Raw genomic sequence first — 13,946 nt, forward strand, 5'->3', positions numbered from 1 at the left:
GTGCACGCCTAACGCAAAATCAGGCGTGCAGACAGACACTAGAGTCTCATAGGCATGACGACATACATCGAATCTTCTTCGACGTGGTTTTCAATCAAGGCACTGGAGTTACCATCGATAAGGGTAATACGCACATCATCGGACGGCAGGTTGTTAAGCACGTCGAGCAAGTAGCTGACGTTAAAACCAATTTCCAATGGTGTATTGTCATATTCGATATCGAGAATCTCTTCCGCTTCTTCTTGCTCTGGGTTGTTAGCGGTGATCTTAATCAGATTCTGCTCCAACTGAACGCGTACGCCACGGAACTTCTCATTCGAGAGGATTGAGGCGCGCAGCAAGGCTTGCTTAAGCTGGTTACGACTGGCGATAACCACCTTGTCACCGCCCTTAGGCAGCACACGACGATAGTCTGGGAAACGACCATCCACCAGCTTACTGGTAAACACGGCGCTTTGAGTCGTGGCGCGAATCGCGTTTTCACCGATTGCCAGGGTGACATCCAGATCTTCCCCTTCAAACAGACGTTGAAGTTCGAGTACCCCTTTACGAGGCACGATCACCTGCTTCTCAGGCAAGGAGTCTTCCACCATGCGGTGGCTCAATGCCAGGCGGTGGCCGTCGGTGGCAATAGCGCGCAGCACGTTGCCTTCGGTTTCAAGCAACAAACCATTGAGATAATAGCGTACATCTTGGTTCGCCATGGAGAACTGGGTAGCATCGATCAGCGACTTTAAGGTGCCCTGCTTGAGGGTAAATTCGATATCCGCCTGGAAGGCATCGACATTGGGATACTCCTCCGCTGGCAGGGTCGCTAAAGTAAAACGGCTGCGGCCCGAACGTAGTAGCAGACGATTTTCTTGCTGCTCTATCTTGAGTTCAACCTGATCGGGAAGGGATTTAACGATATCGAGAAATTTCTTGGCGGGGACTGTGGTACGTCCCTCTTGCACTTCGCCTTGTAGTTGAGCCTGGCCGACTAATTCGACCTCTAAATCTGTACCGGTCAACTTAAGTGAGTGACCACTTACTTCAACTAAAAGGTTTGCCAGAATAGGTAAGTTATGTCGTCTCTCCACCGCTCCACTCACGAGTTGAAGCGGCTTTAATAGGGCATCCCTATCAATTGAAAATTTCATCAGTTTCAATTTCCCAGATTTATGAAGATAACGTACGGATTAAGTTAGCATAATCTTCTTTAATGTCATGACTTTCTTCACGTAGCTGTGCAATTTTGCGACATGCATGCAGCACTGTCGTGTGATCACGGCCACCAAAGGCATCGCCAATCTCAGGCAAACTCTGGTTAGTTAACTCTTTCGACAATGCCATCGCCATCTGTCTTGGTCTGGCAACACTGCGTGAGCGGCGTTTAGACAGCATGTCGGCCATCTTGATCTTGTAGTATTCAGCTACGGTTTTCTGAATATTGTCTATAGTGACCAATTTTTCTTGTAGAGCCAAGAGATCTCTTAAGGCTTCACGTACAAAATCGATAGTGATCGGACGACCGGTAAAGTTAGCGTTGGCAATAACGCGATTCAATGCCCCTTCCAATTCACGCACGTTCGAGCGCAGGCGCTTGGCAATAAAGAAGGCCACTTCATCGGGCAGGTTGATACCACTCTCTTGTGCCTTACGCATCAAAATAGCCACACGGGTTTCTAACTCGGGCGGCTCGATAGCTACCGTTAATCCCCAACCGAAGCGAGACTTAAGGCGATCTTCCACGCCATCGATCTCTTTAGGATAGCGATCTGAGGTCAAGATGATCTGATGATTGCCTTCTAATAAGGCATTAAAGGTATGGAAAAACTCTTCCTGGGATCTGTCTTTGTTGGCAAAGAACTGAATATCATCGATAAACAATGCATCGACGCTACGGTAATAGCGTTTGAACTCTTCGATCGCATTATTCTGTAGCGCCTTCACCATATCCTGCACGAAACGCTCAGAGTGCATATAGACCACCTTGGCATCTGGCTTGTTCTTAATGATGCCATTACCAACAGCGTGCAATAGATGTGTCTTACCTAAACCGGTTCCACCATAGAGAAACAGGGGGTTATAGGCACCACCAGGGTTTTCAGACACCTGTAATGCAGCCGCCTTACCCAGCTGGTTAGACTTACCCTCGACAAAGTTATCAAACTGATAAGTCGGGTTCATATTGCTTCTGTGGTTAACCGTCGTCGCAGGTTCATTGGTATTAAATGACGGCGCACTGTGCGACTTGCTGGCCGCAGGCTTAGCAGGGCTTTTAACTGAGGCAGTTTGTGCTACTGGTTTACTCGCAGGTCGGCTACCAATATCGAAACGCAGCTTGGGCGCTTCGCTACCCATCTGCTCGGTGAAGAACTGATTGATAGTATTCAGGTACTTGTCTCTCACCCAATCGAGCACGAATCGATTCGGTGCGTAAAGCACTAGAGTATCCCCGTCCATTTCGGCTTGTAACGGTCTGATCCACATACTAAATTGCTGAGCGGAAAGCTCGTCTTGTAGTCGTCCGATACATTGCTGCCAAAGTGAAACCGCCACGTACTTATCCCCAAAAGATCATACAAAAGAGGTGTATTCTATAGTGAGATCACTAGGATCGCTATCCTTTAAATGGATTTATCCCCAGTAAGATCATCTTTATTTCTTTACACAGATCCCTAACGATCCTCATCGATCAAAATAATCTGATAAAGCTGCAAACTCAGCTTTATTAAGCGATCCAGATCGATCTATAATTAGCGACCTTCGATCAGGCTAATGATCACTAGATCCACAAGATGTAGTGGCCATTCACAGAGTTATCCACACTAGATAGTGTATATGGACAACTTGATAAGAAGATTTACAGGCAGATTTTACTCACTTAACGGTTTTGCATGTTGACGGGCTTAACTAAAGTGATTACAATTCGGCCTCTTTTTTGCCCTTACCTCTTTTATAGGGATAAGGTTTATTCACCTAACAAAGACGGATTGCCATAATGAGTAAACGTACTTTTCAACCTAGCAACCTGAAGCGCAAGCGTTCTCACGGCTTCCGCGCTCGTATGGCTACTGTTGGTGGCCGTAAGGTCATCGCACGTCGTCGTGCAAAAGGTCGCGCTCGTCTTTCTGCTTAATTAAGTAGAAATGCAAGTGACCAGCTATACCTTTACGCGGGAGTTACGTCTGTTAACTCCCGCGCAATTCAAATCTGTATTCTCCAATCCCATCAAAGCTTCTTCTGCTGAAATAACCTTACTTGCCATCCCCAATGAGCTACAGCATCCTCGTATTGGATTAACTGTTGCTAAGCGTTATGTTAAGCGAGCCAATCAGCGCAACAGAATTAAACGTATCATTCGCGACAATTTTCGTTTGCACCAACACGAATTACCGCCGCTTGATATTGTTGTGCTCGTCAGAAACGGCGTATTGGATATGGACAATGCAGCATTGCACAAACTGGTAGAGAAGTTATGGCGCAAACTCAGTCGCCGTTACAATGGCTAGCCACCAAGCTGATTCGTGGCTATCAAATCTTTATCAGCCCTATACTAGGGCCCAAGTGCCGTTTTCATCCCACATGTTCCAATTACGCACTCGAAGCGATTCGATTGCATGGATTTGTGAAAGGGAGTTGGTTTGCAGGGAAACGCGTATTAAAATGTCACCCTTTACATCCGGGCGGAGAAGATCCCGTCCCCCCAAAAAATAACAGGTGTAATAAATAGGCTATGGAATCTCAACGCAATATATTGCTCATCGGTCTGCTTTTTGTCAGCTTTTTGCTGTGGCAGCAATGGCAAACAGACAAAAATCCGCAACCCGTTGCCACTGAATCTTCAGTTGTAGCTTCAACCGTCACAGATTCACACAGTGCTGATGTTCCTGATGCCGATGCTGCCCTTCCAGAAGCAGTTACAGCCTCTAAAGAACTCATTACCGTAACGACTGACCAACTGGTGTTGAAAATTAACCCAGTGGGCGGTGATATCGTTTATTCGGCCTTGGTTCGTCACAAGTTAGAAGAAGATAAAGAAGACCCATTTGTTTTGCTACAGCAAACCAATGATATCTTCTATATCTCTCAGAGTGGTCTTATCGGCCGTAACGGTATCGACAGCAGCAGTAAGGGACGTGCCCATTTTGCAAGCCAGGCTCAGACCTATACCCTTGCCGATGGCCAAGATACCCTAGAAGTGCCGCTGACCTATGTTGCCGACAATGGTGTGACCTACACTAAAGTCTTTACGCTACACCGTGGCAAATTTGATATTGGCGTCGATTACCGCATCAACAATACCTCAGCCGAGCAGTTGCAGGTACAGATGTATGGTCAGATCAAGCACAGCATCAAGAAAAGCGAAAGCAGCATGATGATGCCGACTTATCGCGGTGCCGCCTTCTCAACAGCCGATACCCGCTACGAGAAGTACAGCTTCGAAGATATGGCTGATAAGAACCTGGACAAGAAGACCTTAGGCGGTTGGGCAGCAATGCTACAACACTACTTCGTGTCGGCTTGGGTGCCACCAGAAAACGATCAAAACACTATCTTCTCTAGCGTAAGTGCCGGTGGCCTAGCCAATATCGGTTTCCGCGGCGCCGTGTATGATATTGCTCCTGGCACACAACAAACCATTGGCGCTCAGTTCTACGTAGGTCCTAAGGATCAAGAAGCCCTATCGGCCATCTCTGAGTCACTGAACTTAGTAGTGGATTACGGTTTCCTATGGTGGCTGGCTATCCCTATTCACTGGCTATTGATGTTCTATCAATCTTTCGTGGGTAACTGGGGTGTGGCAATTATCCTGATCACTCTGACCGTGCGTGGCTTTTTGTACCCGCTCACCAAGGCGCAGTACACCTCTATGGCCAAGATGCGCAACCTACAGCCTAAGCTGCAGGATATGAAAGAGCGCTTCGGTGATGACCGTCAGAAGATGGGTCAAGCCATGATGGAACTGTACAAGAAAGAGAAAGTGAACCCTATGGGTGGCTGTCTACCTATCTTGCTACAGATGCCTATCTTCATTGCACTCTACTGGGTACTGCTAGAAAGCTATGAGCTACGTCACGCGCCATTCATGCTATGGATCACCGACTTGTCGGTACAAGATCCTTACTATGTACTGCCGCTGCTGATGGGTGTATCTATGTTCCTGATGCAAAAGATGCAGCCAATGGCACCGACTATGGACCCAATGCAGGTGAAAATGATGCAGTGGATGCCAGTTATCTTTACTGTCTTCTTCCTCTGGTTCCCAGCAGGTCTGGTACTTTACTGGTTGGTCGGTAACTTAGTGGCCATTACCCAGCAGAAGATCATCTATGCCGGTTTGGAGAAAAAAGGGTTAAAATAACCTCTAACTCCAACTAATGAAAAAGCGGTCGGATACTCAGTATTGACCGCTTTTTGCTTTTTAATAAAGACAGCTTTCACTCCATCAGCGCAGGAAACAGAGTAATGACGACAGATACTATCGTGGCACAAGCAACCGCACCCGGACGTGGCGGCGTAGGTATCATTAGGGTCTCAGGCGATAGGGCCAGCGAGGTGGCTATGGCGGTACTAGGGCACCTTCCCAAGGTACGCTATGCCGACTACTGTGACTTTAAAGGCGCAAATGGCGAAGTGATAGACCAAGGCATAGCCCTGTTTTTCAAAGGACCCAACTCCTTTACCGGTGAAGATGTTCTCGAGCTTCAGGGACACGGAGGCCAAATCGTCCTCGACATGCTGATCAATCGGGTCATGGATGTCGACGGTGTACGCATTGCCAAGCCAGGGGAGTTTAGTGAGCAGGCCTTTATGAATGACAAGCTGGATCTCACCCAGGCAGAGGCCATTGCCGATCTGATTGACGCTACCAGCGAACAAGCCGCCAAGAGCGCCCTCAATTCACTTCAGGGCGAGTTTTCCACCCAGGTACATGAGCTGGTGGATCAGGTCACCAATTTGCGTCTCTACGTGGAAGCCGCGATAGACTTTCCTGACGAGGAGGTCGATTTTCTCTCCGACGGTAAAATTGCCGCTTCACTTAGCAAGATCATCCATAAATTAGATTCGGTACAGTCCAGTGCCAAGCAGGGCGCCATTATTCGCGAAGGAATGAAGGTGGTGATTGCCGGTCGCCCTAACGCAGGAAAATCCAGCCTGCTCAATGCCCTGGCCGGTAAAGAATCAGCCATTGTCACCGAGATAGCTGGTACCACTCGCGACGTGTTACGTGAGCATATTCATCTCGATGGCATGCCACTGCACATCATAGATACGGCTGGCCTACGCGACACCACTGACACAGTTGAGCAGATAGGTATCGAACGGGCCTGGGCAGAGATAGAAACCGCCGATCAGGTACTCTTCATGGTTGATGGCACCACCACAGATGCTGTCGATCCTCATGATATCTGGCCAGATTTTATCGATCGTCTCCCAAAAAATCTGGGGGTTACCGTGGTGCGCAACAAGGCGGATCTTACTGGAGAAGCCTTAGATGCCACAGATGAACAGGGCCACAAGGTGTTTCGTTTGTCAGCCAAGACAGGCTCGGGTGTCGATGAACTCAAGGCACACCTTAAGTCGCTAATGGGATATCAGAGTAATTTAGAAGGCGGCTTTATTGCCCGTCGTCGCCATCTCGAGGCACTGGAACTCGCTGCGAGTCATCTCACCTTGGGACAGGAACAGTTAGAGGTGTATCAAGCGGGTGAGCTCCTGGCAGAGGAGCTGCGTATGTGTCAACTCGCCTTATCAGAAATCACGGGTAAGTTCACTTCAGATGATCTACTAGGCAAAATTTTTGGCTCCTTCTGTATCGGCAAATAAGCATATCTATTGCACTATTAAAGGGCGCTTTTCAAACAGTCATTAGAAGCGCCCTTACCTCAGTATCAGCACCAGCGCTATTTTGCGCCTTACCTATATATTTTTTAAACACCAAACCTAAGATCGCTGCGGGATCTTTCCTCATATTGGTGCATAAACATCCAAGATGGCGATCGAATTAATCAACAGAGATATCAACAAGTAATCCACTTTGCGATCAAAATTGGTGCATAACTCATTAAACGCTATAAGTTGTTGTTTTTTATTTATTTTAAGTTAGGTATATCTTAACATCTGCTAAATTTGGATCCCGTAAAGCGATCGAATCAAAAAAGTTATACTCAAAACCATCTCGTTATTTTTTAGCGCGATCGACTGGGATCTCATCCTTACACAACATCTATGACACGACTGGCCTTCTTATACCTTACCCGCCATCCCTGCCAGCGTGGCAGTTCCCAGCGTTTTGGCCCAGATTTTCGCTGACCACTAAGGTAAGTTAACTCTACCCATCTGCCCTTCACCTGATAGCTCACACTCATCCTAAGATCCGACAGTATAACTTCACGAGGATAAGCCTGATCAAACTCTTGCCTGAGCCAATCAGGGATCCCTTCAAACTGAAGATCCTCTGCTTCTATCAGCTCAAAATCCGCAATAGACTCGACGCCAAGAGTCGAGAGCCGATGAGCTAAGAATTCTTCAAAGACAACAATATCTGGACTTGCCAAGCAAATCCCTGCTGCTTTAGCCTCCTCATAGCCACCAAGCTTAACCCAGATATTCCAGGCATCGATATCTTGGCGCACGGCTTCGGCTATCCCAGGAAAAACCAAGCCCTCGGCTATGCTGGTGATCATGGCCTGAATGACATTCTGTGGCTCGACTCTCTCGCTACGAACTTCAAGCACCCGACCGGCATAAACACGTTCGACACATACCTCATCCAAGCTCAATTGCTCGGTTACGCGATCTTGTCCTAGCCCCGCAGCCAAGAGCCATGATTTATCGACGGGAGCCATACAGAGTGCCAGATTAAGAGTTTGTTTTACTCCTCGACCCGGCGTCGCATGTTGATCAAATACCAGGGCAGCAATGGGGAGAGTCACACCATCTTGCGGCAGGTGAAAGCGGGATTCCCGAGCAATCAATACCTCACTTATCCCATTGCCTAAGGCATTGTCTCGCTTGAGTCGGCAAATAAAGGCCAATTCGGGCAGAGCCTGCATCACGGCAATCGCCCAGGTGCGTCTAAGCAAAGGATCGCTCAAGTCAGCCTTAGGGAGTGACGGACATTCCAGTGCCGCGCGGATCTGTTTAGCGAGTCGCCTGGCCTCTTCAATGGCTTGCAGATTGAGCTCCACCAGAGGAATTTCGTCATCATGGCAACGCAGAAGCTTAATCAAGGTATAGGCATCGCAGCCAAAAGGCTCCCACTGCAACAAGGTTAATCTCTCTGCCTCATCTTTCGGCAGACGATAAAACTGTCCAGGCGTCGTCAGCGCGGCGGCAAGATCTATCATCAAATCCAGGCAATCCCCATCAGGCATCACACTGATAAGGTGAGCAAACTGGGTATCGATAGGCAGTGGAAACAGGCGCTGACCATGGGAAGTCACCCGTCCCAGCTGATCTAACGCACCAATAAGCATTAACTTGGCACTCGCCTTTTCCAGTGACTTAGCCGGCAGAGGGTCAACAAAATCCAGCTGTGCCAATTCGGCACCGGCGCAGGCAGCGGCCAACATAGGCTCAACTAACTCCTCCCGTTGTAACTCGGGTGGCGTAGCAGCCAGTAAAGGAGCCGCCTTGCCCCATAGCCGAATGCACAGACCCACCTGGGTTCGCCCAGCGCGTCCCATACGTTGTTCGCTACTGGCCTTTGAAATGTGAGATAAAGACAAAACCGTTCGGCCATTACGTTGATGAGTACGGCGCTCCAGCCCCGAATCTATCACCCCTGTAATACCGGGAATCGTTAATGAAGTTTCGGCTATATTGGTCGCAAAGATCACCCGCCTACTGCTGCTCGCCCGCAATACTTGGACCTGCTCTTCGGCCCCTATGCTGCCATGAAGAGCTAACAAACTTATCTGCTCGTCCAGTTCGCCCAATGGCCCACGACACTTGTGTATTGCCGCCGTGATCTCGCGTTTACCTGGCAGGAAAACCAGTATATCCCCTTGGGTATCTTGCAAGGCCTGCTTCAGGGCAACAACAAGGCGCTCCTCTAGACCCCGAATATCCGGCAGATGGTGACTCTCGCTCGCCAGATACCTAAGTTCCACGTGAAACCTCTTGCCTTGCGTCTGCAGACAAATAGCATTAACGTGTTTATTATCAGATAGATAATTACACAACACCTCGCCTGACAGGGTTGCAGAGGTCAATAGTAGCCGGTGGCGATCGCGATGTTTTAGCAATGCCAGCAGCAGATCTGTGTCCCAACGCCGCTCATGAAACTCATCAATCATCAGGGTATCGAATTCACCAAGTCCGGCCATATCCCCAGACAACCAGCGCAAAGCAATCCCTGGTGTCACGAAGACTATCTGAGTATCTAGTGTCACAGTACAATCGAAACGAATGGCGTACCCTACTTTTAAATCAGTCAAGCCTTGTACATATTCAGCCAGTGCCAAACAGGCTACCCGCCGAGGCTCCACCACTAATACTCTGGGGCGTTTACCCTGCACGTCCGGTTCGGCGCACCACAATGGCAGACGTGTCGATTTACCCGATCCCGTATCAGATTCGATCACCAGATGATGGCTAGGATAGGCAGCTTTAAACTCTGCGTAGAGGGTATCGATTGGTAGAGATAAACTCGTCATGGCAACTGTTGTCGGTAAATTTACACCCGGGGATCATAACCCGCAGCGGGCCCAAAACGAAAACGACATTAATTAAGCCATCGCTGATATAAACTAGATCTTGTAATTGAAATACTTGCGATTTTCAGGCCCGGCCAGGTTACTGTTGATCTTTAGCTCATGCTTATATTCATCCCAGCTGGCCACATTTCGTCCTCGATTGAGATGCGGAAATTCAGACTCAGAGCTGGCTACCGCAATATCCACACCAATGAAGCTAGCTAAGCGAGATAAACTCTGGGGCTGATCCAGCTGCAAACTCAGAAACTGCTGTGTAAACGCCTGGCTTTGATGAAAAAACTCAAACACCTGCTGCTTATGCACCTGATAGCAAGTCTTTAGATGCTCTGCATCCATAGGATCAGCTACTCGATAGATACCAAAGGTATAGTCAAAACTGCGCTTAAGCAGAGGATGAAACCGCCCTCGCCCTTGATCCAGATGCACCAGCATTCGGCTCAGCAGCATCTGCATCGAGGGCACCCAGGCATCTAATGGCCTATCCAGATAAACAAATTTAGCGTCAGGATACAGGCTATGTAGCTGTCGATAATCGCTAAAACAAGGCGCGTCGGAAACGGCATCGGCGAGAATAACCGCCTGTTTGGTAAAGGCCTGATGCGCCACTCTAAGGCCCATCTCCAGCAAGGCAACACTTACGCTGGTGGTACCGGTTCGAGGCAATCCTATGATGAAGATTTTAGTGGCAGGTCTTCCTTGATAAGTAGTCGGTACGGGCTGATGAGACTTCATAGATATGACTCGGCACAAATGGAAGCGCAGTATAGTTAAAATACCTAGGCAGGAAAACAGGCTCTAGCAACCTTTACCTGTTTACTATCAAGCGTAAAGCTTAGCTGCCAACACCATATCGGCTTTAACTATGAGATCACTGTTAATCTACTACTAACCCTGTACAATCCGCGCCTTGTTTGACCCTAAACGACCAAATTTTTGCAAATATCATGATAGATCTGGCGCTTCTTCCGCTTTACCTCACCACAGTGATCGCTCTGCTCCTTATTCCTGGCCCCGATATGTTATTGATCGCCAGCTCCAGCCTAAGTTATGGCAAGAAGGTCGGCATCTACGCCAGCTTTGGCAATGCCACCTCGGGATTGATCTTAACCCTGCTGGCGGCGCTCGGGGTATCGGCATTGATAGCAGTAACCCCACTTGCTCTGGAGCTATTACGGATAGTCGGCGGCCTCTACCTGCTAAAGATGGGCTGGGATTGTCTGCGCGCCACGCCGGCCCAAACACCCGAACTGGTTCAAGAAGACAAAATTGCTAAGCAACTCTATCGCCGTGCAGTAGTAAGTAACCTATTAAATCCAAAGGCATTACTCTTTTTCGTGCTGTTTCTACCCCAGTTTGTCTCCAGTCAATTAGCCGTCAGTTCGACCCAGCAGATGCTCGCCTTAGGGCTAGTACTTAATCTGATGGGCCTAGTGTTTAACTTGATGCTGGTGGCCTTGGTTGGCAGCTTAGGTCAATCCCTGCTTAATAATGAAAAATTCAGGGTCAATCAGAATAAATTCATGGGCGTTATCTTCATAAGCCTGGCCTTCTGGTTACTCGCCTCACAACTGCAAACAATCGGCTAACTCCGTCCAGGCTTCACTTTAGCTTAAGACGGATTACCGTAGGCCACCAAAGTCTCACGATACAGGCGTAATAGACGCTTATCATCAACCCCAACGCCGATACGCTGTGAAGCTTTGTCACGCCAATCATCATGAGGATACTGACGCCCATCAAACTTCTGTAAGGTATGACCTTCGGCCGGTCCATCTGTCACCACGCGAACCGGTCCCTCCCTCAGACTAAACAGGCTCTTGTCGATCACATAGGCAATGGCAGATGGATCATGCACATGACAACCCTCAAGTCCCAGCTTTTGTGAGTAAAAATCGAGATAAAAGCGGCTAATTTGCCAGATAAATTGCCCGAGCTCGCCCGCTTCATCACGCAATTCGTCGAGATACTGACGAGTAAAAAAGCTTTCTTGGGTTACATCCAAACCTATGATGGTCACAGGCCATCTGGCGGTAAACACCAGATCGGCCGCATGGGGATCATCATGAATGTTGGCTTCAGCGTAAGGCGTTACATTACCGCGATGACCATTAACGCCAAAGGCCCCGCCCATCACCACGACCTCTTTAACCAGATCGACGATATCCGGCGCAGCCTGAAGCGCCAACGCCAGATTGGTTAGCGGCCCAACTGCCACTAGAGTTATCTCACCGGGCTGCGCCCTCACACTGTCGATAATATATTGATAGGCGGGTCTGGGATCGGCTTGTAAATCATTAGATTGAGGCGCATTAAAGTCACCAAAGCCGGTTTCCCCATGAACGATCACTGTAGGCCCAACCGGTGGACGTACCAAGGGCTTTTCGGCTCCTTTTACCACATCGGCCTTAAGCGAATACTTTTTCTTTAAAAACAGTGCATTTGCCGTAGCATTTTCTATGGTGGCGTTACCATAAACACAGGTGATTGCCTCAAGCGATATGTCAGGATGCGCCTCGGCAAATAAGATCGCCATGGCATCATCTATACCAGGATCCGTATCTAAAATAATTTTCTGCATCAATTCCCCTTCCTTGAACAGACAAAAAGCGTGGGCTAACCATAACCCGATCGCCAGCAAACTAACGTGATCTTGCTTTGAGGTCTGGCAAGGCCCTACTTATCTATAATAAGTTGCTAAGATATGAGGTGAGCCAAACCTTATTGCTCAACGTATAGATGTTTAACCTTAAACTATAAGATACGCCATAATGCTAGACAAAAGTCGATTGAGCCGTTTCAAAACTGCGATAGATCTCCAGGCCGAGATAGGTAAGTTCGATGCCCTTGCAAAGGAGTGGCGCGATCCCAACGGCAAGTTTAAACACGTGCTCAGTTTCAACCAAACCCGTCTACTCGCCATAGAAAAAGCGATCGCCAGCCATTTTAACCGGGACCTAAATCAGGATGTTCCCTTCGAAGATCTCAAGATACTAGATATAGGCTGTGGGGTAGGACTCTTGTGTGAACCTTTAGCAAGCCAAGGCGCACAAGTCGTCGGCATAGATGCCAGCGAACACAATATCACCCTAGCCCGCCGACATGCCGAGAGCTGGTCACTTCCCATCGACTATCGTCATTGTTTAGCCGAAGATCTGCAGCAGCATGCATTATATGATGTGATCTTAAACACCGAAGTGATCGAACATGTCGAGGATCAGGCGGCACTGGTCGACACCTGTTGCAGACTCCTTGCACCGGGTGGATTACTGATTATGGCAACGCTGAACCGCACCCTAAGTGCCTTTGTAATAGCCATTATCGGCGCCGAATATGTCATGCGTTACCTGCCCATTGGTACACATGATTGGCATCACTTCGTAAAACCCCAAGAACTGGTAGAGATGATCACACCTCATGGTTTATCTAACATCAGTGTTGAAGGCATGCGCTTTAATCCATTGACCCGCCGTTGGCGGATCACCGAGAGTCACTCGGTCAACTATTTGCTTTACGCCAGTAAAACCTAACAGCCACTAGCCAAACGGAAATCGATCTTCATTCGCTAAATTGGCACCTCACACAAGACCAACACAGATATTTCGCATATGATTGCCTGCATGATATTGGAATTCAGAGGCCTACACAGGTGTTGGTCTCTCCCTCTTACAGCGTGAATTTAGGAAGCAAGATGGCAAAAATAGAACTTATCGTCGGTACTACATTAGGCAGCGCCGAGTATGTGGCCGATGAATTAGCCGCTCAGTTAGAAGATCTTGACCATGAAACTCAGGTACATCTCACCGCAGAATTAAGCGTATTAGATCCCAAATGTCTATGGTTGATCGTTTCATCGACTCACGGCGCTGGCGATCTACCGGAAAATATTCAGCCTTTCTTCGAGGAAATTGAACGTGAAAAGCCAGATCTGAGCCGAACCAAATACGCCTTGTGCGCTATCGGTGACTCAAGTTACGACACCTTCTGCCAAGGGCCGGAAAAATTAATCGAAGCAATGGAAAACTGCGGTGCACAAGTCTATGTGGATAAGATCCAGATCGATGTGCAATACGATCCCATCCCTGAAGAACCCGCCCAGGCTTGGTTAAGCAGCTGGCAAGACAAACTTTAGATCCTTCCCCTCTCGATAACTAAGATCTCACCCACAGATTAGATCTACTTTATCCACATATTACGATCTCAAATGATAAATATGTGGATAAGGTATTATTTAGATCTGAT

At 48.3% G+C, this 13,946-nt stretch carries 13 protein-coding genes; 8 read left to right on the top strand and 5 right to left on the bottom strand.

Annotation, left to right across the window (positions count from 1 at the left end; translation table 11 throughout):
• Nucleotides 1-38: 38 nt before the first annotated feature.
• Both dnaN and dnaA read right to left on the bottom strand, forming a co-directional pair.
• Entirely contained in the window at nucleotides 39-1,139 is a 1,101-nt protein-coding gene (gene dnaN, locus NY07_RS08660; RefSeq protein ID WP_033538945.1) for a DNA polymerase III subunit beta, read from the bottom strand.
• Between the two features lie 19 nt (nucleotides 1,140-1,158).
• Nucleotides 1,159-2,541, bottom strand: coding sequence for a chromosomal replication initiator protein DnaA (dnaA, locus tag NY07_RS08665; RefSeq protein WP_033538946.1), 1,383 nt, complete (start codon nucleotides 2,539-2,541; stop codon nucleotides 1,159-1,161).
• Nucleotides 2,542-2,983: 442 nt separating this feature from the next.
• Between dnaA and rpmH the strand changes: the two genes are divergently transcribed.
• The 5 genes from rpmH to mnmE all read left to right on the top strand — a co-directional run bounded on the left by rpmH (nucleotide 2,984) and on the right by mnmE (nucleotide 6,813).
• On the top strand, nucleotides 2,984-3,121 hold the full coding sequence (gene rpmH, locus NY07_RS19185) for a 50S ribosomal protein L34 (RefSeq protein ID WP_011867659.1): 138 nt from the start codon (nucleotides 2,984-2,986) through the stop codon (nucleotides 3,119-3,121).
• A 16-nt stretch (nucleotides 3,122-3,137) separates the two neighbouring features.
• Nucleotides 3,138-3,494, top strand: a complete 357-nt coding sequence (gene rnpA, locus NY07_RS08670; RefSeq protein ID WP_088906014.1) for a ribonuclease P protein component — start codon at nucleotides 3,138-3,140, stop codon at nucleotides 3,492-3,494.
• Nucleotides 3,461-3,715, top strand: coding sequence for a membrane protein insertion efficiency factor YidD (yidD, locus tag NY07_RS19190; RefSeq protein WP_081953798.1), 255 nt, complete (start codon nucleotides 3,461-3,463; stop codon nucleotides 3,713-3,715). Before rnpA ends, yidD begins: the two co-directional genes overlap by 34 nt.
• A 3-nt stretch (nucleotides 3,716-3,718) precedes the next feature.
• Entirely contained in the window at nucleotides 3,719-5,347 is a 1,629-nt protein-coding gene (gene yidC, locus NY07_RS08675) for a membrane protein insertase YidC (protein WP_033538948.1), read from the top strand.
• A 104-nt stretch (nucleotides 5,348-5,451) separates the two neighbouring features.
• On the top strand, nucleotides 5,452-6,813 hold the full coding sequence (gene mnmE / locus NY07_RS08680; RefSeq protein WP_033538949.1) for a tRNA uridine-5-carboxymethylaminomethyl(34) synthesis GTPase MnmE: 1,362 nt from the start codon (nucleotides 5,452-5,454) through the stop codon (nucleotides 6,811-6,813).
• A 389-nt stretch (nucleotides 6,814-7,202) separates the two neighbouring features.
• On the opposite strand, the gene NY07_RS08685 is transcribed toward mnmE, so the two are convergent.
• Both NY07_RS08685 and NY07_RS08690 read right to left on the bottom strand, forming a co-directional pair.
• Nucleotides 7,203-9,647 carry a helicase-related protein gene (locus NY07_RS08685; RefSeq protein ID WP_033538950.1) on the bottom strand — a complete coding sequence of 815 codons (2,445 nt, stop codon included), beginning with the start codon at nucleotides 9,645-9,647 and terminating at the stop codon, nucleotides 7,203-7,205.
• Nucleotides 9,648-9,740: 93 nt separating this feature from the next.
• Complete coding sequence (locus NY07_RS08690; protein ID WP_033538951.1) at nucleotides 9,741-10,439, bottom strand: sulfotransferase family protein; 699 nt, start codon at nucleotides 10,437-10,439, stop codon at nucleotides 9,741-9,743.
• A 212-nt stretch (nucleotides 10,440-10,651) separates the two neighbouring features.
• On the opposite strand from NY07_RS08690, the gene NY07_RS08695 reads away from it, so the two are divergent.
• Nucleotides 10,652-11,293: a LysE family translocator gene (locus NY07_RS08695; protein ID WP_181404197.1), complete on the top strand. Its 642-nt coding sequence runs from the start codon at nucleotides 10,652-10,654 to the stop codon at nucleotides 11,291-11,293.
• A gap of 23 nt (nucleotides 11,294-11,316) precedes the next feature.
• Here the strand turns inward: NY07_RS08695 and NY07_RS08700 are convergent, their stop codons facing one another.
• Complete coding sequence (locus tag NY07_RS08700; protein ID WP_140946956.1) at nucleotides 11,317-12,288, bottom strand: nucleoside hydrolase; 972 nt, start codon at nucleotides 12,286-12,288, stop codon at nucleotides 11,317-11,319.
• A 187-nt stretch (nucleotides 12,289-12,475) separates the two neighbouring features.
• On the opposite strand from NY07_RS08700, the gene ubiG reads away from it, so the two are divergent.
• Nucleotides 12,476-13,234, top strand: coding sequence for a bifunctional 2-polyprenyl-6-hydroxyphenol methylase/3-demethylubiquinol 3-O-methyltransferase UbiG (gene ubiG, locus NY07_RS08705; protein WP_033538953.1), 759 nt, complete (start codon nucleotides 12,476-12,478; stop codon nucleotides 13,232-13,234).
• Nucleotides 13,235-13,395: 161 nt separating this feature from the next.
• A complete protein-coding gene (mioC, locus tag NY07_RS08710) occupies nucleotides 13,396-13,836 on the top strand; it encodes an FMN-binding protein MioC (protein ID WP_033538954.1) in 441 nt (146 codons plus the stop codon).
• The last annotated feature ends 110 nt before the right edge of the window (nucleotides 13,837-13,946 follow it).

It is taken from the genome of Shewanella sp. ECSMB14101 (assembly GCF_000773485.1).
GTDB lineage: Bacteria > Pseudomonadota > Gammaproteobacteria > Enterobacterales > Shewanellaceae > Shewanella > Shewanella marisflavi.